The 21,022-nt window shown below is 67.8% G+C and carries 16 protein-coding genes; 7 read left to right on the top strand and 9 right to left on the bottom strand.

Features of this window, described 5'->3' with window-relative positions; translation table 11 throughout:
* Nucleotides 1-26: 26 nt before the first annotated feature.
* A complete protein-coding gene (locus ABZ412_RS35180) occupies nt 27-677 on the top strand; it encodes a hypothetical protein (protein WP_357289433.1) in 651 nt (216 codons plus the stop codon).
* A gap of 186 nt (nt 678-863) precedes the next feature.
* Here ABZ412_RS35180 and ABZ412_RS35175 read toward each other — a convergent pair whose 3' ends face one another.
* The 7 genes from ABZ412_RS35175 to ABZ412_RS35145 form a co-directional block, all read right to left on the bottom strand.
* Nucleotides 864-1,169 carry a hypothetical protein gene (locus tag ABZ412_RS35175; protein ID WP_357289430.1) on the bottom strand — a complete coding sequence of 102 codons (306 nt, stop codon included), beginning with the start codon at nt 1,167-1,169 and terminating at the stop codon, nt 864-866.
* Nucleotides 1,170-1,275: 106 nt separating this feature from the next.
* Nucleotides 1,276-2,010, bottom strand: coding sequence for a respiratory nitrate reductase subunit gamma (gene narI / locus ABZ412_RS35170; RefSeq protein ID WP_357289428.1), 735 nt, complete (start codon nt 2,008-2,010; stop codon nt 1,276-1,278).
* Nucleotides 2,007-2,687, bottom strand: coding sequence for a nitrate reductase molybdenum cofactor assembly chaperone (gene narJ / locus ABZ412_RS35165; protein WP_357289425.1), 681 nt, complete (start codon nt 2,685-2,687; stop codon nt 2,007-2,009). The genes narI and narJ overlap by 4 nt, the downstream gene beginning before the upstream one ends.
* Nucleotides 2,684-2,878, bottom strand: a complete 195-nt coding sequence (locus tag ABZ412_RS35160) for a hypothetical protein (RefSeq protein ID WP_357289422.1) — start codon at nt 2,876-2,878, stop codon at nt 2,684-2,686. The genes narJ and ABZ412_RS35160 overlap by 4 nt, the downstream gene beginning before the upstream one ends.
* The gene (gene narH, locus ABZ412_RS35155) at nt 2,875-4,590 is read right to left on the bottom strand and encodes a nitrate reductase subunit beta (RefSeq protein WP_357289466.1); all 1,716 of its coding nucleotides are present in this window, start codon (nt 4,588-4,590) and stop codon (nt 2,875-2,877) included. Before narH ends, ABZ412_RS35160 begins: the two co-directional genes overlap by 4 nt.
* A gap of 10 nt (nt 4,591-4,600) precedes the next feature.
* Nucleotides 4,601-8,332, bottom strand: a complete 3,732-nt coding sequence (locus ABZ412_RS35150; RefSeq protein WP_357289419.1) for a nitrate reductase subunit alpha — start codon at nt 8,330-8,332, stop codon at nt 4,601-4,603.
* A gap of 305 nt (nt 8,333-8,637) precedes the next feature.
* Nucleotides 8,638-9,267, bottom strand: coding sequence for a hypothetical protein (locus ABZ412_RS35145; RefSeq protein WP_357289416.1), 630 nt, complete (start codon nt 9,265-9,267; stop codon nt 8,638-8,640).
* A gap of 269 nt (nt 9,268-9,536) precedes the next feature.
* Between ABZ412_RS35145 and ABZ412_RS35140 the strand changes: the two genes are divergently transcribed.
* Entirely contained in the window at nt 9,537-10,973 is a 1,437-nt protein-coding gene (locus ABZ412_RS35140) for a DUF222 domain-containing protein (RefSeq protein WP_357289413.1), read from the top strand.
* Nucleotides 10,974-11,198: 225 nt separating this feature from the next.
* Here ABZ412_RS35140 and ABZ412_RS35135 read toward each other — a convergent pair whose 3' ends face one another.
* A complete protein-coding gene (locus ABZ412_RS35135; protein ID WP_357289410.1) occupies nt 11,199-13,511 on the bottom strand; it encodes an arylsulfatase in 2,313 nt (770 codons plus the stop codon).
* A gap of 138 nt (nt 13,512-13,649) precedes the next feature.
* On the opposite strand from ABZ412_RS35135, the gene ABZ412_RS35130 reads away from it, so the two are divergent.
* The 5 genes from ABZ412_RS35130 to ABZ412_RS35110 all read left to right on the top strand — a co-directional run bounded on the left by ABZ412_RS35130 (nt 13,650) and on the right by ABZ412_RS35110 (nt 19,901).
* Nucleotides 13,650-15,236: an ABC transporter substrate-binding protein gene (locus tag ABZ412_RS35130; RefSeq protein WP_357289407.1), complete on the top strand. Its 1,587-nt coding sequence runs from the start codon at nt 13,650-13,652 to the stop codon at nt 15,234-15,236.
* Complete coding sequence (locus ABZ412_RS35125) at nt 15,233-16,192, top strand: ABC transporter permease (protein WP_357289404.1); 960 nt, start codon at nt 15,233-15,235, stop codon at nt 16,190-16,192. Before ABZ412_RS35130 ends, ABZ412_RS35125 begins: the two co-directional genes overlap by 4 nt.
* Nucleotides 16,189-17,232, top strand: coding sequence for an ABC transporter permease (locus ABZ412_RS35120; protein WP_357289402.1), 1,044 nt, complete (start codon nt 16,189-16,191; stop codon nt 17,230-17,232). The genes ABZ412_RS35125 and ABZ412_RS35120 overlap by 4 nt, the downstream gene beginning before the upstream one ends.
* Nucleotides 17,229-18,911, top strand: coding sequence for an ABC transporter ATP-binding protein (locus tag ABZ412_RS35115; protein ID WP_357289399.1), 1,683 nt, complete (start codon nt 17,229-17,231; stop codon nt 18,909-18,911). The genes ABZ412_RS35120 and ABZ412_RS35115 overlap by 4 nt, the downstream gene beginning before the upstream one ends.
* Nucleotides 18,912-19,118: 207 nt before the next feature.
* Nucleotides 19,119-19,901 carry a helix-turn-helix transcriptional regulator gene (locus ABZ412_RS35110; protein WP_357289396.1) on the top strand — a complete coding sequence of 261 codons (783 nt, stop codon included), beginning with the start codon at nt 19,119-19,121 and terminating at the stop codon, nt 19,899-19,901.
* 26 nt (nt 19,902-19,927) lie between these two features.
* Here ABZ412_RS35110 and ABZ412_RS35105 read toward each other — a convergent pair.
* Nucleotides 19,928-21,022: molybdopterin-binding protein (locus tag ABZ412_RS35105; RefSeq protein WP_357289393.1), on the bottom strand; the 1,095-nt coding region annotated here is incomplete at its 5' end.

Below are 21,022 nucleotides of genomic sequence, written 5' to 3'. Positions count from 1 at the left end.
TCGGTCCGCACCGCTAATCTGCGGGGATGGTCAAACCGGAATCGGCACTGCGGCGCTTGATGCGCGATACGGGGAAATTGTTGCAGCCGTACGGTTTCGAGGGGGCCGAACCCACCTGGATGCGGGTGCTGCCGGACGGTGTGGCCACCATCGCCCGGACCCGCACCTTCCGCACCTTCACCGGCGGGCAGCAGGTGCTGCGCTTCGGGCTGGGCGCGTGGGCGACCCCGGCCGCCTGGCAGGAATTTCGTATGTGGCGCACCGAGCGCTACGGTCTGCGGCCCCTCGCCCCCGAGGCGGCCACCGGTCCGGGCCTGCTCCCCGGCGAGGGCCTGCCCGGTGAATCCGGCGACCTGTGGTCGGTGCGGCTGGATCGCTACCAGCCGGGCCATGTCCAGCCCGAGGACATCGAGGCGATCCGTGCCGAGCTGCCCCGCCGCGTGCACGCCCACGCCCGCCGGGCGCTGCGCCTGCTCGAACCCGACAGTTACCTGGAAGAGCTACTGGCCCAGCCGAATCCGCGCCTCGAGACCTGGGAGGCGATCGTGGTGCTGCTCGCCGGCCAGGGGCCGGACCCGCGGCTGGACGCGGCCCTGGACCACCTGCGCGACCAGCCCGGCACTCAGGACGTCATGGAGTTCATCGCCGCTCGCACCCTGTCGAGCCGGTCCGCGTAGAAGAACACCCGCCCGCAGCCGGTACAGAGCAGGGCGAGCAGGTCCGACAGGGGCCGCCCGCCATTGCGCCGGACCAGATACATATCCATGCTGCCGCTTACCAGGACCCGGCGTTCACCACAGTCGGGGCAAGGCGTTTCCTGCGGCGTGACCCGCTCGGGCTCGGAAATTTTCGAGGGCACCCGGCTATTGTCGCCCGGCCGACTTCTGATATTCGCGCCATGCCTTCTGCGTGTCGGTCAGTTTCGGCCTCGGTGTGCGATTGCGGAAGAAATTCACCACCATCACGACCGGCAGAATGAACGCCTGGAAGAAGATCAGGTAGGAGTCGCCGTCGAAGAGGAAGGCGAGGTAGAAGGCGTAGCCGAGGTAGATCGCGCCGAAGACGGCGTCGATGGTGCGCGCGGTGTTGCTCTGGCCGTCGCGGACCGAGGCGAGCGCCAGCATGATCACCCCGCTGAGCGTGAGCAGACCGACATACCAATTGAACATGGATTCCCCCGAAGACAATTCAGGCCCGACCAGTCGGTTGGGCCGGGCCGAACGATAACACCGGGGAAAACCGGGCGCCACCGATAAATCGGTGGCGCCCGGTGTCTCAACGACGCGGAATGGCCGGGGTTTCCCAGGCTTTCGCGTAGCGCTTCTTGTCCGCGGACTTGTCCGGCTTGCTGCGGTAGACCACGTACGGCCGCACCAGGTAGCCGACCGGCGCGGAGAACATGTGCACCAGACGGGTGTAGGGCCAGAAGGCGATGAGCGCCAGCACGACCAGCCCGTGCAGCTGGAAGGTCCACGGCGTGCCGACCATCAGCTCCGGCTCCGGGTGCAGGGTGAACAGGCTGCGGAACCACGGCGACACGGTTTCGCGGTAGTTGTAGGTGCCCCACAGCAGGTTGCTGCCCCAGGTGTTGAGCAGGCCGGTGACCAGCGCCGCGGTCAACAGGACGTACATGACCTTGTCGTTGGCCGAGGTGGCCTGCCGGACGGCGGACACAGTGAGGCGGCGGTAGGCCAGGATGGCGACGCCGATGATGACCGCCAGTCCCGCGACCGAGCCCGCCGACACCGCGACCACGTGGTATGCCTCCTCGGAGATGCCGACCGCGGTGGTCCACGACTCCGGGATGAGCACACCCAGCACATGCCCGCCGATCACCCCGAGCATGCCGAAGTGGAACAGCGGGCTGCCCAGCTCGAGCAGCCGCGACTCGTGGATCTGCGAAGACCGTGTGGTCCAGCCGAACTGGTCGGTGCGGTAGCGGTACAGGTGGCCCAGCACGAACGAGGTGAAGGCGATGTAGGGGAGCATCAGCCAGAGCGCGGAGCTCATCGGCGGGCCTCCGTTCCGGAGAAGGCGAGCGGGTCCATGGCGAAGGGGTCGAGGCCGACCTCTTCCTCCGGCGGGCCCTGGGCGGCGAGTTCGGCGATGCGCCGGCGGTCGGCGGTGGTGACCGGTGGCAGGGTCGCCACCACCGACGCCAGCACCCCGGCGTAAGGAGATCCGCTGTCGGAAAGCGACAACCGCAGCAGTTCCAGGACCGGGACGTGTTCGCCCAGCAGTCGTTCGCCGCCGATCGGGTCGACGGTGGCGGCGAATTCGAGCAGCACGGGCAGGTGGTCGGGCAGTTCCTCGTCGCCGAGTTCGACCCCGGCGTGCCGGTAGGCGTGCTTGAACCGCAGCAGCGCCATCCCGCGCTTGCGGGTGTCCCCGTAGGCGTAGAAGGTCAGGTGCAGGCTGGCCCGGCGGCGCATGTCGAAGGTCTCGACGTACTCCTGGGCCAGGGCGATCGGGTCGCCGGTACGAAGGTGGGTGAGGAACCCGGCCAGCAGCGGGCTCACCGAGTGCGGCAGTTCCGCGGCGGCGGCGTCGAGTTCGTCGAGCAGCGAGAGGGTCTGCGCGTTCGGGTAGTCCAGCAGCAGCGCGCTCAGCCGCCACACCAGCCGCCGGTCCCGCTCGTTCATGGCGACGGCGGGCTCGGGGCGGCGGCGCAGTTTCAGCAGACTCATCGCGGTGCCCCGGTGGATTCCGTTGCGGTGCCACCGGTTTCGGCGTTGGCGTCGAGCTCGTCGATCAGCGCGCGGGTGCGCGGGTGCGGATAGTCGAGCGACAGCGCGTCCCGTCGCCACACCTCACGCCGGTCGTTGTCGCTCGCGGTGACGGCGGGTACGGAGCGCCGCCGCAGTCTGAGCAGGTTCATCGCGCCGCTCCTGTCGGTTCGGGCTCGATCGATTCGGTGTCGACGGCCGCCGGCGCCGGTGCGGGGGTGTGGTGCCCATTTCCATTGGCTCCATTGCCATTACCGACGGCGCCGTTGCCGTTGGCGGACGTGGGCACCAGCCCGCTGGTGCTCTTGCCGTCCCAGTTGAGCAGGTTGATCCGGTTGGACTTCTGCTCGGGCGCGGCGGCACCGTTGGTATCGGTGAGGTGGAACTTGTCGGCCATGTAGTCGAAGGCCGTCATGCCCGGGCCGCCGTCGGTATCCAGGGAGCAGCCGGTGGCGAGCGAATCCAGCTCGTGCGCTTTGGATGTCGCGCCGGACGGGATCACGTAGCGGTGTTCGTACTTGGCGATGGCGAGCAGCCGGTACATGGCCTCGATCTCCTCGGGCTCCAGGCCGACCGCGTCCGGGATGGACAGGTCGGGTTCCTGGCCGAGATTGATCGAGCGCATGAACGACCGCATGCCCGCCAGCCGCTGCAGGGAGGCGCGCACCGGGCCGATCTCACCGGCGGTGAACAGTTCGGCCAGGTACTCCAACGGAATTCGCAGCGCGTCGATCGCTCCGAACAGGTTGTTGTGGTTCTCGCCGTCGTGGCCGGTCTGGGTGAGGGTGTCGACCACCGGCGACAGCGGTGGCACGTACCAGACCATCGGCATGGTGCGGTATTCCGGGTGTAGCGGCAGTGCGATCTGGTAGTCGACGATCAGCTTGTAGACCGGCGAATCCTGCGCGGCGGCAATCCATTCCGGCGAGATCCCGGCCCGTTCGGCCTCGGCGATGACGCGCGGGTCGTGCGGGTTGAGGAACACGCCCAGCTGCGACGGGTACAGGTCCTGGTCGTTCTCGACCGAGGCGGCCTCGAGCACCTTGTCGGCGTCGTAGAGCATGACGCCGATGTAGCGCAGGCGCCCGACGCAGGTCTCCGAGCACACGGTCGGGATGCCGACTTCCACACGCGGGTAGCAGAAAGTACATTTCTCCGCTTTGCCCGTCTTGTGGTTGAAGTAGATCTTCTTGTACGGGCAGCCGGTCACGCACTGCCGCCAGCCGCGGCACTTGTCCTGATCCACCAGCACGATGCCGTCCTCGGCGCGCTTGTAGATCGCGCCGGAGGGGCAGGACGCCGCGCAGGACGGGTTGAGGCAGTGCTCGCAGATGCGCGGCAGGTAGAACATGAAGGTCTCTTCGAACTCCAGTTTCACCTGCTCGGACAGCTTGGCCAGCAGCGGGTCCTTGCCGACCTGCTCGGGACCCGAACCCAGCGAGTCGTCCCAGTTCGCGCCCCAGGTGACCTTGGTGTCCTCACCGGTGATCAGCGACTTGGGCTTGGCCACCGGGGTGGTGTCCATCTGCGGGGCGGACAGCAGGTTCTCGTAGTCGTAGCTCCACGGGTCGTAGTAGTCCGACACGGTGGGCAGGTCCGGGTTGGCGAAGATATTGAGCAGCCGCTTCATCCGGGAGCCGGACTTGAGCGTGAGGCGGCCCTTCTTGTCGAGGGTCCACCCGCCCTTCCACTTCTCCTGGTCCTCGTAGCGCCGCGGATAACCCTGCCCGGGACGGGTTTCCACATTGTTGAACCACACGTACTCGGTGCCCGCGCGGTTGGTCCAGGCCTGCTTGCAGGTGACGCTGCAGGTGTGGCAGCCGATGCACTTGTCCAGGTTCATGACCATGGCGAGCTGAGCCATGACGCGCATATCAGTACTCCACTTCATGCGAGCGTTTCCGAATCGTGGTGACCTCGTCGCGCTGATTTCCGGTGGGGCCGTGGTAGTTCAGCGCGAACGACTGCTGCGCGTAACCGCCGATGAGATGCGAGGGCTTGATCATGATCCGGGTCAGCGCATTGTGGATGCCACCGCGCTTGCCCTTGCCGACCTTGGTGTTCTCGCTGCCTTCGATGCGGGGGACGTTCACCGCGCGGTCCTGGGCGTGATACATGAACACGGTGCCCTCGGGCATGCGGTGCGAGACGATGGCGCGCGCCACGACGATGCCGTTGCGGTTGATCGCCTCGATCCAGTCGTTGTCGGCGACGCCGATCTTCTTGGCGTCCACGTCCGACATCCAGATCGCCTGCCCGCCACGCGAAAGCGTGAGCATGTGCAGATTGTCTTGATATGCGGAGTGGATGGACCACTTGGAGTGCGGCGTCAAATACCGAACGGTCACCCCGTTGCCATCGACATTGCCGATGCCGGGTTCGGCGAACAGCGCGCTCATGTCCAGCGGCGGCCGGTAGATCGGCAACTGCTCGCCGAGCTCCATCATCCAGTCGTGGTCGAGGTAGAAGTGCTGGCGGCCGGTGAGGGTGTGCCAGGGCTTGGACCGCTCGACATTGATGGTGAAGGGGGAGTAGCGGCGTCCGCCGGTCTCGCTCCCGGACCATTCCGGTGAGGTGATCACCGGAACGGGCCGGGCCTGCGTGTCGGCGAAGGTGATTCGCTTACCCTCGTGTTCGGCAGCCAGATCGGCCAGCTCGGTTCCGGTGCGCTCTTCGAGCGCATGGAACCCTTCCACCGCGAGCCGGCCGTTCGTGGTGCCGGACAGTGCCAGGATCGCCTCGGCCGCGTGGGTGTCCTTGGCCAGAGACGGACGGCCCTGCGCGACACCGGAAACCACCGTGCCGTTCACGCCGCGCAGGTAATCTACCTCGGCATCGGGAATTGTGGTGACACCCTTCGTGGTGAGTCCCAGGGTTTCCACAAGCGGTCCGAGCGCGGCCATCTTCTCCGCGACCTTCGGATAGTCGCGTTCGACGACAACGAGTTTCGGCATGGTGACACCTGGAACCGGCTCGCATTCACCATATTTCCAGTCCAGTACCCTGCCACCGGCCTGTGCCATGGCGTCGGCGGTGTCGTGCTGCAACGGCATCGCGACCAGGTCCTTGCGCACGCCGAGATGCTTCTCGGCCAGCCACGAGAACCCGCGGGCGATGCGGTGGAAGGCCTCGAAATCGGTCTTGGCCTCCCACGGCGGGGAGATGGCCGGGGTGAAGGCGTGCACGAAGGGGTGCATGTCGGTGGAGGACAGGTCGTGCTTCTCGTACCAGGTGGCGGCCGGGAACACGATGTCGGAGAACAGGGTCGTGGACGTCATGCGGAAGTCCATCGACATCAACAGGTCCAGTTTCCCGGTGGCGGCCTCGTCGCGCCATTCCAGTTCCTGCGGGCGAATGCCGGTGGCCTCGGTGGTCTGCAGATTGGAATCGGCGCCGAGTAGATGCTTGTGGAAGTACTCGTTGCCCTTACCGGACGAGCCGAGCAGGTTGGCGCGCCACACGGTGAGGACACGCGGGAAGTTCTCGGGCGCGTCGGGATCCTCGCACGCGAAGCGCAGATCGCCCGATTTGAGCCCGTCGACCACGTAGTCGGCGGGCGCCTTGCCCGCCGCGTCCGCCTCGTCGACCAGGTCCAGCGGATTGCGGTTCAGCGTCGGGTAGGACGGCATCCAGCCCAAACGCGAAGCGAGCGCGATATTGTCGGCCGCGGTCCGCCCGGCGAACGCACCCTTGCTCAGCGGCGAGGCGAACGATTCGCTGGTGAACGGGTCGTAGCGCCACTGGTTGTTGGCCAGGTACCAGAACACGGTGCCCTGCATCTGACGCGGCGGCCGCTGCCAGTCGGAGGCGAAAGCCAGTGTGGCCCAGCCGGTCACGGGACGGCACTTCTCCTGGCCCACGTAATGCGCCCAGCCGCCGCCGTTCACGCCCTGGCAGCCGGTGAGCAGCGTCAAGGTGAAGAAGGAGCGGTAGATCTGGTCGCTGTGGAACCAGTGGTTGGTGCCCGCGCCCATGAGGATCATGGACCGGCCCCGGGAACGCTCGGCATTGTCGGCGAATTCGCGGCCGAGTCGTTCGGCCTGTTGGGCGGGGACGCCGGTGATCGACTCCTGCCAGGCGGGAGTGTAGGGCTGAGTCGCATCGTCGTAGCCGGTCGGCCAATTGCCGGGCAGGCCGGACCGACCGACGCCGTACTGCGCCAGCAGGAGATCGAACACCGTCGTCACCCGTCGCCCCGCGATGACGGTGGTCGGCACGCCGCGGGTGAGGACAGCCGCATCGCTGCCCGCGGAGAGCCCGTCGAAGCGGGGGAACTGCACGGCCGCAACATCATCGGTGCGGCCGTACAGGGTCAGCAGGGGATCGATGTCCCCCAGATCCAGATTCCAGCGGCCCTTGCCCGCTTCGTTGAAGCGGTGGCCGAGGGAACCGTTGGGCACCCGGGGAGCGCCGTCCGCGTCCAGCAGGACGGTCTGGTGCTCCACGCCCTCACCGGTGTGGCCGAGATCCGCGGCGGTGAGGAACTTGCCGGGGGTGAAGGTGTGGCCGCTGTAGTCACCGGCGGTGTCCCAGCCGCCGTCGTGCTCGTCCAGCGCCACCAGGTACGGCAGGTCGGTGTAGCGCTTGACGTAGTCGTCGAAGTAGGGAGTCTGCTTGTCCAGGAAGAACTCTCGCAGCACCACGTGACCCATGGCCATGGCCAGGGCGGCGTCGGTGCCGGGACGGGCGGGCACCCACTCGTCGGCGAACTTGGTGTTGTCGGCGTAGTCGGGGGAGACCACCACGACCTTCTGGCCGCGGTAGCGGGCCTCGGTCATGTAGTGCGCGTCCGGGGTCCGGGTGACCGGGACGTTGGAGCCCCACATGATCAGGTATCCGGCGTCGAACCAGTCCGCGGACTCCGGCACGTCGGTCTGGTCGCCGAAGACCTGCGGGGAGGCGACGGGCAGGTCGGCGTACCAGTCGTAGAACGACAGCATGGAGCCGCCGATGAGCGAGATGAACCGCGCGCCCACCGCGTGTGACACCATCGACATGGCGGGAATGGGGGAGAAGCCCGCGACCCGGTCCGGGCCGTACTTCTTGATGGTGTGCACGTGCGCGGCCGCGGCGATCTCGGCGGCCTCCCACCACTCGGCGCGGACGAAACCGCCCTTGCCGCGCGCGGATTTGTAGGACTTGGCCTGGTCGGCGTCCTCGACGATGGACTCCCACGCCAGCACGGGATCCTTCAGCCGCTCCTTGGCCGCGCGGTACAGCTCGAGCAGCGCGCCGCGCACGTACGGGTAGCGGATGCGCGCGGGGGAGTAGGTGTACCAGGAGAACGACGCGCCACGCGGACAGCCGCGCGGTTCGTACTCCGGCTTGTCCGCGCCCACGCTCGGGTAGTCGGTCTGCTGCGACTCCCAGGTGATGACCCCGTCCTTGACGTAGATCTTCCACGAGCAGGAGCCGGTGCAGTTCACACCGTGCGTGGAGCGCACCACCTTGTCGTGCGACCAGCGGTCCCGGTAGAACTCGTCGGCCTCGCGGCCACCGGTCTTGTGCAGGGTGCGCAAGTCACCGGACACCTCACCGCGGTTGAAGTACTTCCCCAGTCGAAGCAGCGCATCGGCGGACGAGTGTCCGTTCTGCGTGATGGTCATAACGCCCCCTTCGAGCTGGAAAACCGGGCTGCTGGCTCGACTGTAGGGACGTCGGGGGAGGCGTCAAAACGGTTTGCTCACAATGCTCGAAACGGATTTGTGAGCTGTGAGATCGCCGCAATGTTCCGGTCACTGAGGGGTAGCGGCCGGGGTCACACGCTCCGGTCGCGACCTGGGAAAACCCTCCCGCGCCCGGTGAAACGTGTTCCCGCGAAGGTGTTTCGGACCAGTGGCGGTGAAGCTTCCGAAACGGTTGGTTCTCGCTTACTTAATATTTGTTAACACACCTTTTGATTGCTGGATGATTACCGGGGCCGTTTGAACCAGGCCGCGGAACCGGACTGGGCGAGCAGGATCACGATCACCAGGCTGGCGATCAGCCCGAGCAGGCCCGGAGGCTGCTTCGCACCCACGCCGCCCAAACCGATGACCATCTCGATGGAGGCCAGGACGAGCGCGGTGGTTCGCGTCCCGCCGCTCCCGTTCCGGAAGCCGAGGGCGACCACGCCGAGAATCATCGGGAACAGGTAACCGAAGCACATCGCGCCGGCGGCACCCGCTCCGGCAATCACGCCCGCCAGCACGGTCAACGCCAATCCCAGACCGCCGAAGATGAACGAGATCACCTGTGCCGCACGGACCGAACCCGGCATGGTGGCCGGGAACTGGGGGAACTGGCGGTACGGGTCGTACCCATACGGGCCCGGGGCCTGACCGTAGGGAGCGAACCCGTACTGGGGCGCGTTGCCGTTCTGCGGCGCGGTGCCGTACTGGGGTGCGGTGCCGTACTGGGGAGCTGTACCGTTCGGAAACTGTCCCTCTGACGGAGGCGGCGGCATGGGTGGCATCGGTGCCTGGGGGTCCCAATCCGCCGGGGCTTGCTGCAGCATCGCACCCGGCTCTCCCGCACTCGCCTGAATCTTGTTGAAATCCACCGACATCTCCCCGTATGTACTGCGTCCGAAAACGATCCTTCGGACTATCGCGGCGGCAACCCTAACAGCGGGGTACGGATATGGAGGGCGGCTATAGAGATTCGCAGGCCGATCGACTGATTCGGCGACCTATTCGGAATAGTATCCGAAATGGATGACGATGGGCTGGTACGGTATCGTCAAATTGTCGAAATATTAAGGGAGGCCGGGCATTTCGGGTTCCATGGGCAATCATGTGGGCGTAATATGGAGGCATGGATTCGAATGGGGTGACACTCGACGACTGCGGTATCGCCGAACTGGCAGCCGCGGTCTCGACCCTGACCGAATCCATCCAGGGCGGGAAGATGACCGACTTCTCCGATGAGGACGTCGTGTCGTTGATGCAGCAGCTCGAAACCTGCAAGCGTCAGCTCGCCGCGTTGGATACCCGCCTAATTATCGAAGCGGGAGAACGGTCCCTGCATTCACGCAGTGGCGCGGGGAAGATGGTGCCGTTCCTGCGCCACACCCTCGGGCTTTCACGCTACGACGCGTCGGTGCGGGTGAAGATCACCCACCACTGCGGCGAATTCGTGCAGCAGACCGGACACATCGCCCCGCCGGTGCTCCCGGTAACGGCCGAAGCGTTTGCGGCCGGGGATATTTCCCGCGATCACGTGCGCCACATTATGGATGTGATGAATCATCTGCCCGTGGACGTTCCCGCCGGGGCGCGGGCGGAGGCCGAACAGATCCTCGTCGACTACTCCCGCAGGGGGTGGCCCGATGACCTGCTCAAGATCGGCCGCGACATCCTCGCCCGCCTCGACCCCGATGGGAAGGTCGTCTCCGACGCGGATCGTCGTCGCCGTCGCGGGATCACCCTGTGCCGCCCCGGCGTGGACGGTATGACGCGCATCGAGGGGTGGATCACCCCGGAACTGCGTGCCTGCCTGGATGCGGTGTTCGCCAAGCTCGCTCGTCCCGGCATGTGCAACGTCGAGGACCCCGAAAGCCCTTCCTCTACCGGTGGGTTCATCGCGGACAGCATCCTCGATGCTGCCGCGCGTCGTGATCGTCGTGATGCCGGGCAGCGGACCCATGACGCGTTGCTGGCGTTGGTGCAGCCGGGTGTGAGCATGCGGACCCTGGGCATGCACCGTGTGCTGCCGGTCGAGGTCGTGCTCACCATGAGCCTGTCCGACCTGGAGAACGGCACCGGCGTCGCGACCACCGCGTCGGGCACCCAGATCTCGATCAACGAGGCCCTGAAGATGGCCGAAGGAACCCGCCCGGTCATCGCGGTCCTCGACGGTGACGGGATGCCGCTCTACCTGCGGCGCTCCCGACGCACCGCCAACCGCGCCCAACGATTGGCGCTTCTGGCTCGGGACAAGGGTTGTACTCGCCCGGGTTGTGAACAACCCGCCAACATGTGCGCCGCCCACCACGTCAATGATTGGGCCAAGGGCGGGCCGACCGACATCACCAACCTGACGTTGGCGTGCGATCACTGCCACGCGTTGATCAATGATGGGCCCGATGGTTGGAAAACCGTTGTGATGGGTAAAGATTCGCCCCACGCGGGCCGGACGGGGTGGATTGCGCCGAAGAGTCTTGATCCCACCGGCACGCCACGTGTCAACGATCGTCATCGTGTGGGGCAGGCGATCGCGGCTGCCGTCGATTCCAGTTGCCGAATGTGGCGCTCACGGGCAGCGTGACACCCGGCTGCTCGTCTGCTGCTGGCGTGCGCAAAGCGACGGGGAGTGTGGTTACGTCGCCTGCCCTGCCGGACTTGGGCTGACGCCGGGACTGCACGCATCACCTTTCAGAGACCAACCGCTCCGGCGTCTTGTGCTCTTCGGCTCTTCGTTCTTTTGTCTTTTCTTCTCTTCTCCAGGCGTCTTTTATCTTTTGGTCTCTTGATCTCTTGATCTCTGAGTCTCTTACTCCGCGACCAACTCCGCCTCACTCTCCAACGCCTGCCGCGTCTCTTCGGAAACCCCCACAGCCCCCGGCTGATACGTCACAGCCCGAACCTCCCCGCTGTACCGGAACACACCCCGGCGCTCACGGAGATCCCACGACACCGGCCCACGCGCGTCAACCCCGACCGAGATTCCGGTCCACGGTGACATGCCCACGAGCTGTACCTGGCCGGGCAACTCGCCCGCCCGCACCCCGTCGATGCCCAGCGTGAAGTCCCACCGCAGGTGCGGCCGGACCGTCGCCGACAGGGTGAGAAGCCGACTGCCCTCGGGGATTTCGCCCGCGTCGAGGGTGGCGTACCGCCCGTAGGCGTTGTAGCCGAAGATCAGTCGCCCGTTCTCGATGTAGAGCAGGTAGCCGCCGAGCGGGTCACCGTGCGCGACCAGGACGCCCTCGTCCCCGGCCCGATAACCGGAGAGTTCGACGGTGACGGTGAAGTCGCGGTAGGCGATGAGCCGCTGGGAACGGTATCGCTCGAGCGTGGGCGTGCCCGGCAGGATCCGGACCGGATCGGCGAGCCGCGCCTCCTCGGGCCGTCGCCGTGCCAGATCCCCACGAGTGAGCAGCGGGAAAACCGTGTTGCGCCAGGCGGCTTCGTCCCACGCGGCGGCCAGTTCGGTCACCTTGTCGGGTAGCTGCCCGGATAGGTCGTGCAGCTCGGTCGGGTCGGTGCGGACGTCGAAGAGCTGCCAGCGCGGGTCGTCGATGTCGCGGCCGGGCTCGTGCAGGGCGAGCAGTTTCCAGCCGTCGCGGTAGAAGCCGCGATGCCCGGTCATCTCCGAATACTGCTCGACATGCTGGGAGACCGCAGAAGGATCGTGCAGCACCCGCGCGGCGGAGACCCCGTCGAAGTCCTTGGCGGGCAGCCCGTTACGGACGCTCGGACGCTCCAGGCCGATCAGGTCGAGCAGTGTGGGAGCCAGGTCGGTGATGTAGACGTACTCCTGGCGCACCCCGCTGTCGCCGTCGGTCCGCGGCAGCCCCCGCGGCCAGGACAGCACGAACGGCACCCGGACCCCGCCCGCGAAGGTCTGGCCCTTGTAGAACCGGAACGGCGTGTTCGAGGCCTGTCCCCAGCCGCGCGGATAGTGCACGCCGAGCTTGGCGGTGCCGATCAGCTCGTCGTCGTGCGGGACGTCACGCTCCCACTCCGGCTCGTCGACCTGGGCGAACTGCGCGAAGTAGGTGCGGGTGCCCTCCGGCCCGCCCTCCGCGGTGCCGCCGTTGTCCGAGGTGAACACGATGATGGTGTTGTCCAGCTCGCCGAGCTGTTCGAGGGTGTCCACGATCCGGCCCAGGCTCTGGTCGATGCTGTCGACCATGCCCGCGTACACCTCCATGTACCGCTCGAACCGCGAGCGCTGCTCGTCGGTCAGCGCATCCCATTCCTGGGCCTCGTAGCCCGGCTCGGTATTGCGCGGCTTCTGCTCGGTCCCGGGCGGGAACAATCCTTGCGCGAGCTGTGAGGCGAATCGGCTCTGCCGCAGTCGATCCCATCCCTCGCGGTAGCGGCCCCGATACTTGGCCTGATCCTCGGGTTTGGCCTGCAACGGACCGTGCATGGCGGTGTGCGCGAAGTAGAGGAAGAACGGCTTGGTGGCGTCGTGCGCGCGCAGTTCCTTGATGTAGCCGACCGCGTGATCGGTGTAGTCGTCGGTGAGGTAGTAGTCCTCGGGATACTCCTCGATATTCACCGGCGAGCTGTCCGAGATCAGCTGATTCGGGTAGTAGAAGGAGTTCAGGCCTTCCAGAGAGCCGTAATAGCGGTCGAATCCCCGTCGCGTCGGCCAGGAATCGCGCCGCGCGGCCGGATGCAGCGTGGCGTCGCGCACCAGATGCCATTTCCCGACCGCGTACGTCGCATATCCGTTGGCGCGCAGGATTTCCGGCAGCGTCAGCACATCGTCGGCCAGTTCCAGCCGCAACCCTGGATAGCCGGGATCGGCATTGGCGACGAAACCGAAACCGGCGCGGTGGGAGTTGATTCCGGTCAGCAGCGCGGCCCGCGACGGCGAGCACAGTGGCGTGGTGTGGAAGTTGGTGAGCCGCAATCCATTCGCGGCCAGCCGATCGAGAACCGGGGTGTCGATCTCCGAACCGAACGGGCCGATATCGCTGAACCCCATATCGTCGACCAGCACCACCACGACATTCGGCGCGCCGGCGGGCGCGACCGGCGGATACTGCCATTCCGGTGTGGAATCGGCGGTGGTGCGGCCGATCTCACCGGAGAAACTCTCATAACCACGGGCATGGGCGGGGACTGACATGCTCCCCAGCAAAGGCCGCCCGCCGGTGTGGCGGCCAGGGTTTCACTCTGGCTGCGTGCAACCGGTGATCCGTCATGCATTCGCGGTTAGCGTCGCCGCACACAATCCAGCGATCGGTCCACACTCGAGGATTTCCAGATGAATTCGTCCCCCGGCGCCCTCCACCGCCGTCACTTCCTGCGCGGCTCGGCCGTCGCCGCCCTGGCGATCTTCGGCGGCGGGGCGCTGGCCGCCTGCACCTCGGCGGTGAGCCGGCAGAAGGGCGGCGACGACAATGCGCAACCCGTGCGCGGCGGGACCCTGAAGTACGGCGTGCTGGTCGACCTCGTCCCCGCCAACCTGCTCACCAATACCGGCACCACGCCGTACGTGGTCGGCCTGGTCTTCGAGTCCTTGGTGCGGTACCCGCACGACAAGCTCGAACCACAGCCGCTGCTGGCCAAGAGCTGGACGGTCGCGCCCGACGGCAAGTCCATCACCCTGGAACTGCGCGACGACGTGACATTCCACAGCGGCCGCCCCTTCACCTCCAAGGACGTGGAGTTCTCGCTGCGCACCTACGCCGACCCGAAATGGTCGGGCCAGCTCAAGAGCACCGCCGCCGCCGTGACCGGCATCGACACCAGCGCCCCGCACCGGGTCACGCTCACCCTGGCGCACCCGCTGAGCAATCTGTTCGACCTGCTCGACACCGTGCCCATCCTCGACAGCGAATCGATCGATCAGCTCGGCACCGGCGAGAAGATCATCGGCACCGGGCCGTTCCGGTTCGTGCAGCGAATCCCCAACCAGCAGTTGGTGTTCGAGAAGAACACGAACTACTGGGTGCCGGATCGCCCTTACCTCGATCGGGTCGAGATCGCCATCATCTCCGACAACCAGGCGCAGCTGAACGCCCTCAAGACCGGGCAGATCCACCTCGCCGACGGCGTCACCTACCGCGACAACGAGAATCTGGCCAAGGCCGACGGCTACCGCGTCCACACCTACGAGGGCGCCGAGCTCGAGATCTACGTCGGCGTGAACGTCGCCGACCCGGCGCTGTCGGACGTGCGGTTGCGGCAGGCCATCGCCTACGCCGTCGACCGCGAGCGCATCATCGCCGAGGTGTTCCGCGGCGCGGGCTACGCCGCGAATCTGCCGTGGCCCAAGAACTCCCCGGCCTTCGACGCCGCCCGCAACACCCGGTACTCGCGCGATGTGGCCAAGGCCAAGCAGATCCTGGCGCAGCTGCCCAAGCCGCCGAAGATCCCGCTCACCTACAACACGGCGGTGTCGGCGTACGAGGCCGCCGCGCAGATCGTCCAGGCCAACCTCGCCGAGGTCGGCGTCGAGGTGGAGCTCGCGCCCACCGACAACGCCACCTTCGTCAAGCAGCTGATCGGCGCGCAGTTCCCGGGCCTGTGGATCACCGACCACTCCTGGGCGCAGTTCGTGCCCTCCACCCTCACGGTCAGCGCGTACCCGTTCAACGCCCGGAAGAACGCCTCCCACTTCGAATCTCCCGCCTACGTTGCGGCCGCCGACGCGGCCTGGCAGCTGCCGCAGAGCACCGGCCCGGAGGCGGTCCGCGCCTACCAGGCCTTGAGCGATCAGCTGCTGGACAGCCTGTTCCTCATCGAGATCGGCGTCCGGTACTCGCAGGGCTCGGCGACCCGGAAGCTGCACGGCTTCAACTGGACCAAGCGGCGCGAACTCGCGTTGACCGAGGCGTTCCTGGCATGACCGCCTACCTGCTGCGCCGGGTCCCCTCCGCGCTGGCGGTGCTGTTCGGGGCCTCGGTGCTGATCTTCCTGCTGCTGCGGCTGGTGCCCGGCGATCCGGCGACCATCCTCGCCGGAGCCGACGCCACGCCGGAAACCGTTGCGGCCATCCGGCATCAGCTCGGACTGGACCGATCCATCCCCGCCCAATACCTGTCGTGGCTGCGCGGCGTGGTGACCGGCGACCTGGGCCGCTCGTACCTCATCGGCGGCCAGATCTCCGACCTCATCGGCCGCGGATTGTCCAACACGCTCATCCTCGCGGGCGCGGCGCTCCTGCTCGCGGTCGTCGTGAGCCTGGCGGTGTCGGTCGCGTCGGTGCTGTGGGATCGCCGCTGGCTCAACGTGATCGTGGCCGCCGCGAACACGGTCACCGTCGCCATCCCGGTCTTCGTGACCGGTGTGCTGCTGGTGCTGGTCTTCGCCGTGACCATTCCCGTCCTGCCCTCGGGCGGCCTGCCACCGGACGGCTTCCTCACCCGGCCCGACATCGCCGTGCAGTACCTGCTGCTGCCCGCGGTGTGCCTGGCCCTGCCGGTGTCGGCGGCGCTGACCCGATTCCTCACCGAGGCGCTGCGCACCGAACTCGCCAAGCCGTACATCCTCACCGCCCGCGCCCTCGGCGTCCCGCGTCGCCGCATCGTCACCCACGACGCCCTGCGCAACGCCCTGCCCGCCATGCTCACCACCCTCGGTATCCAGACCGGCAATCTCCTCGGCGGTGCAGTCCTGGTGGAGGCCGCCTTCGCGTGGCCGGGTATCGGCCGGCTCATCGAAGAGGGCATCAATCGCCGCGACTACCCGGTCGTCCAGGCGCTGTTGCTGTTCTCGGTGGCGGTGTTCGTGGCGATCCAGCTGTTCACCGACATCGCCCACGCGTACCTGGATCCCCGCATCCGCATCGGAGGCCGCGCATGAGCGAGCACACCGTGACCGCAAGCGTCCTGCCCGTGGACCCGGTGGCCGATCCTCCGCCGGGCGCACCGGGGCATCCGCCCGCGAACACGGTGGCGGCGGCGCCCGCACCCGCCGTTGTGGACGTGTCCGACGACGCTGCGCCCGAGTTGCCCGGCGCGACCGGGGCCGGGCAGCGCGGTGCGCCGGGGGCAGCGGCGGAAAGTCCGCTGCGCGTGGCCGATCCGGATCGGTCGCCGCTGCGGGCCTTGACTCGCGGACAGGGGCTGGCCGGAGTGCTGCTCATCACCGTCATCGCGGGCGCGGCGCTGTCCGCCGGGCTGCTGACGAAATACGGTCCGCTGGAGCAGATTCCGGGGGCCAATCTGTTCGGGCCGAGCGGGGAGCACTGGCTGGGGACCGATCACCTCAACCGGGATGTGTTCACCCGCCTGCTGTACGGCATCCGCGTCGACCTGCTGATCGCCTTCCTCGCGGTGCCGGCGGGCGCGGTCGTCGGCTCGGTCATCGGGCTGGCCGCCACCGTGGATCCGGTCGCGGATGTGCTGGCGCAGCGCGTGTTCGACCTGATCCTGGCGTTCCCGGCGCTCATCTTCGCGATCGCGCTGACCGCCGTCACCGGGCCGGGCGCGCACGCGGTCGCCATCGTGATCATCGCCGCCGAGGTCCCCATCTTCGGCCGGCAGATCCGCGCCGCCGTGCTGGCCGTGCGCGAGCAGCCCTTCGTCGAGGCCGCCATCGTGATCGGCGCGAGCACCGCCTGGACCCTGCGCAAACACGTGCTGCCCAATGTGATCGAGCCGCTCGGGGTGCAGTTGGCGCTGTCGTTGTCGCTGGCCGTGTTCGTGGACAGCGCCATGAGTTTCATCGGCATCGGGGTGCGGCCGCCGGACCCGTCGCTGGGGTCCCTCATCGCCGAGTCCACCCGCAATCTGGACGCCAATCCGGCCATGGCGGTCGGGCCGCTGGTGGTGGTGTCGGCGCTGACGCTCGGATTCCTGTTGATCGCCCAGGCTCTGGGCCGCGCCCGGAGGGTGATATGACCGCCGAGATCTTGCTCGTCATTCGTGACCTGGCAGTACGTTTCGGTGTGCGGGAGGTCGTGCACGGCGTGAACGTCGAGGTGGCGCGCGGGGAGACCGTGGCACTGGTGGGTGAATCCGGCTCCGGCAAATCGCTCACCGCGCGCGCCGTGCTCGGCCTGCTGCCCGCCGGCGCCACCGCCACCGGCTCGGTCCGGCTGGACGGGACCGAGATCATCGGCGCCACCGAGGACGAGCTGCGGCCTCTGCGGGGCACCCGGGCCGCCATGGTCTTCCAGGAGCCGCAGACCGCCCTGAACCCGGTGCGCCGCATCGGAAGCCAGATCGCCGAGGCCCTGCGCGCCCATCGGCCGATCGGCAAGGCGCAGGCCCGCGCCCGCGCCATCGAACTGCTCGGCCTCGTCGACATCCCGGAACCGGAGACGCGGGTCGACTGGTATCCGCATCAGCTCTCCGGCGGGCAGAAGCAGCGGGTCGTGATCGCGCTGGCCCTGTCCGGCGAACCGGACCTGCTGATCGCCGACGAACCCACCACCGCGCTCGACGTCACCGTCCAGGCCGAGATCCTGCACCTGCTGCGGGACCTGCAGCGCCGCAACGACACCGCGATCCTGTTCATCACCCACAACCTGGGCGTGGTGGCCGCCATCGCGGATCGGGTGGTGGTCATGCGGGCGGGGGAGGTGGTCGAAACACAGTCGGTCCGTGCGCTTTTCGCCAGTCCCCGCGAGCAGTACACGCGGGAACTGCTGGCCGCCGTCCCGGTGCTGCCGGAGGACGGCGCGGCGCCGGTGCCCCCGGTGGCCGTGGTGGCCGCCGAGCCCGAGTCGAATGCGGCCGCCGTGGCCGACCCCGAACCGGTGCTGCGCGTCCGCGATCTCTCGGTCGTCTACCGCCGCCACGGCAAGAAGTTCCAGGCCCTGCGGGACGTGTCGTTGACGCTGGTCCCGCGCGAGGTGATCGGCCTGGTCGGGGAATCCGGTTCGGGCAAGAGCACTCTCGGCCGCACCGCGCTCGGCCTGGTGCCCGCGACGGCGGGAGAGGTGGTGTTGCAGGGAGTTCCGCTCACCGGGCTACCGGGTCGCGAACTGCGCGGGCTGCGCAAGAACGTCGCACTCGTGCATCAGGACGTGACCGCCTCGCTGGATCCGCGGCGATCGGTCGAGGACGCGATCGGGGAGCCGCTGCGCGTGCACCGGGCGGCGTCGGGCGCGCTGCTCCGCGCCAAGGTCGGCGAACTGCTCGAATCGGTACGGCTGCCGCGTGAGTACGCGACACGCCGCCCCGGCGAGCTGTCCGGGGGGCAACGCCAGCGTGTCGCGCTGGCCCGTGCGCTGGCTCTGGCGCCGCGCCTGCTGGTGGCCGACGAGCCCACCAGCGCCCTGGACGTCTCGGTGCAGGCGCGGGTGCTGGACCTGTTCGCGGACCTGCGCGCCGAGTACGGATTCGCCTGCTTGTTCATCAGTCACGATCTGGCCGTCGTGCATCAGGTGGCCGACCGGGTGGCGGTCCTGCGAGAAGGGCGTATCGTCGAATCCGGGCCGGTCGACGCCGTGTTCGGCAGCCCGCGCGAGGAGTACACGCGCCGCCTGCTCGACGCGGTGCCCGCCCCGGATCCAGCGCGTTCACGGGAAGCGAAAAACTCTTCCGCGGAACAGTCCCTGGCTTTGGGGGCTTGACGGTAGTTTGGAGATCGGACTTCCCGCCGTCCATCGCCGATCCCGTGTCGCATATACCAACAGGATTATTCGGTGATACTGATTGGATTTGCGGCGCTGAGCAGTTCATATCCCAATCTGTGTAAGTATCCGTCCTGAAGCGGATCTCAGTGGTGCCTCTACGGGGAGGCGAGGTGGGCCATCGAGATTCCGAGAAGGAGGGAACCATTGGGCGCGAGAGCGGCATTCGGACAGGAATTTCGGGAACTCGAAGCACCCACGTTCGGAAACCTGCTGCGGCGGCTGCGTGACAATCGCGGTGTATCCCGCGAACGGCTGGCATTCAATGCGGGCGTAAGTGCCAGCTACATAACGCATCTGGAGAAGGGCGACCGCGGAAACCCGACTCGCGAAGTGGTGACCGCGCTCACCCGCTATCTGGACCGGCTGGTCCCGCTGTCCAGCGCAGACCGCCGCCAGCTCGACGACCTCGCCGGCCTGGGATCGGACCAGGTCCCGTCCCCGGCGGAACTGCGCGCGGTCATCACCCCGGAGATGGTCCGTACCCTCGATCTGCACAGCCCGAATATGGCCGCGCTCCTGGACATCCGGTCGAATCTGCTGGCGTGCAATGCCCCCTGGCACGACGCGTTCCCGGGGCTGCCGCGGCACGGCAATATGCTGCGCTGGTTCTTCGGTCACGAGCTGGCCGTGAAAGTGATGGTCAACTGGGAGTCGGACGCCCGGCTGATCGCGGGCTGGATGCGCGCATTGATCGGCCGTTCCGGAAATTCCGAAGGATTCGCCGATCTGATCCGGGACCTCGGGGAATTCCCGAAATTCCGGCAGGCGTGGTCCGACGGCGGCGTCGAGTTCGCGCCCCACGTCTTCACCCTGCACATGCGCAACCCGGTCACCGGCGTGCGCCGCCGGGTTTTCGCCCAGACCGGTCGCATCGACGGCGCGGCCTACCCGGGCCAGCTGTTGACCGTTCTCGGTCTGCCCGGCTGAGCCCGGTGGAATGGGGGACGCCGCGCTCAGCCTCGCAGCGGAATGAACTCGGCCAGGGCGCCGTCCTCGGCGTCGGCGGGAACGATCACCAGGCCGTCGCGGTCCAGCAGATCGGCCAGATGGGCCGTGTGCAGCCGCAGGTCGCCCTGGAAGCCGCCACCGGGCAGCGCCTGCGCGGGGACGATGCGGGCCACCGGAGCGGTCAGCTCGGCCGCGTTGGCCAGCGGGCCCAGCACCCGGCGCGCCGGCTTCGCGCCGGTCATGCCCTCCACGGTGGCGCCGATCAGCGCCAGCAGCGTGGAGATGGCCGCGAACGGGTTGCCGGGCAGTCCCAGAACGACTGTGCCGGAGGTCAGTTGGGCGGCCACCGTGGAGCCGCCCGGCCGCAGCCGCAGCCGGCGCAGCAGCACGGCGGACTCGGTGCGGTCCAGCGCGGAGCGCAGCTGGTCGGCCGCGCCGCCGCCGGTCGCGCCGACGATGACGAGCAGATCGCAGTCGGCCGCGGCCGCCAGCACCTCGTCGAAGGCATTCTCGGTGTCGCGCAGGTGAACCCGGTCGATGGTGGTGACGCCGTACCAGGCCAGAATGTCGGGCAGCACCGGGCCGATGGCGTCGCGGGTCTGGCCGGTGTGGAGCGGGCCTTCCCCACGAATCTCGTCACCGGTCATCACGATTCGCGCCCGCACCGGGCCGCGGACCGGCGCCGCGGTGACCTCCGCGCTGGCGGCCACCGAGATGAGCGCGGCATTGACCGGGGTGCCCGCGGGCGCGACTTCCGCACCGGGCAGCCAGTATTCGCCGCGGCGGCGCACATCCTCGCGGATCGGCGTGTCCGGCAGCCGGTACAGGGTGCCGTCGTCGTCGATGTGCACGAACTCGTCGCGCACCACCGAACTGGTTCCGTCGGGCACGTGCGCGCCCGTCGCGATGCGGACCGCTTCGCCGTCCAGCAGGCCCACCGGCCGCTCACCGCCGGCGAATCCGATATCGCGGCGCAGCTGCCAGGGCCCGTCGCCGCTGACGGCGTACCCGTCCATGGCCGACACGTCGAAACGCGGCAGCGCGTCCGCGGCCAGCAGCGGGGCGGCCAGGGTCGCCCCGCGCGCCGCGCGCAGGGTGGC

This window comes from Nocardia sp. NPDC005746 (genome assembly GCF_040630785.1).
In the GTDB taxonomy this organism is placed as follows: domain Bacteria; phylum Actinomycetota; class Actinomycetes; order Mycobacteriales; family Mycobacteriaceae; genus Nocardia.
Note: the sequence above shows the minus strand (reverse complement) of the source record. Positions and strands in the feature narration are given on the sequence as shown.

Coding starts and splice junctions, on each gene's coding strand:
- narI (WP_357289428.1), bottom strand. CDS start 2,010: ATGAGCTCCGCGCTCTGGCTGATGCTCCCCTACATCGCCTTCACCTCG.
- ABZ412_RS35115 (WP_357289399.1), top strand. CDS start 17,229: ATGACCGCCGAGATCTTGCTCGTCATTCGTGACCTGGCAGTACGTTTC.
- ABZ412_RS35150 (WP_357289419.1), bottom strand. CDS start 8,332: ATGACCATCACGCAGAACGGACACTCGTCCGCCGATGCGCTGCTTCGA.
- narJ (WP_357289425.1), bottom strand. CDS start 2,687: ATGAGTCTGCTGAAACTGCGCCGCCGCCCCGAGCCCGCCGTCGCCATG.
- ABZ412_RS35135 (WP_357289410.1), bottom strand. CDS start 13,511: ATGTCAGTCCCCGCCCATGCCCGTGGTTATGAGAGTTTCTCCGGTGAG.
- ABZ412_RS35120 (WP_357289402.1), top strand. CDS start 16,189: ATGAGCGAGCACACCGTGACCGCAAGCGTCCTGCCCGTGGACCCGGTG.
- ABZ412_RS35160 (WP_357289422.1), bottom strand. CDS start 2,878: ATGAACCTGCTCAGACTGCGGCGGCGCTCCGTACCCGCCGTCACCGCG.
- ABZ412_RS35125 (WP_357289404.1), top strand. CDS start 15,233: ATGACCGCCTACCTGCTGCGCCGGGTCCCCTCCGCGCTGGCGGTGCTG.
- ABZ412_RS35130 (WP_357289407.1), top strand. CDS start 13,650: ATGAATTCGTCCCCCGGCGCCCTCCACCGCCGTCACTTCCTGCGCGGC.
- narH (WP_357289466.1), bottom strand. CDS start 4,590: ATGGCTCAGCTCGCCATGGTCATGAACCTGGACAAGTGCATCGGCTGC.
- ABZ412_RS35180 (WP_357289433.1), top strand. CDS start 27: ATGGTCAAACCGGAATCGGCACTGCGGCGCTTGATGCGCGATACGGGG.
- ABZ412_RS35175 (WP_357289430.1), bottom strand. CDS start 1,169: ATGTTCAATTGGTATGTCGGTCTGCTCACGCTCAGCGGGGTGATCATG.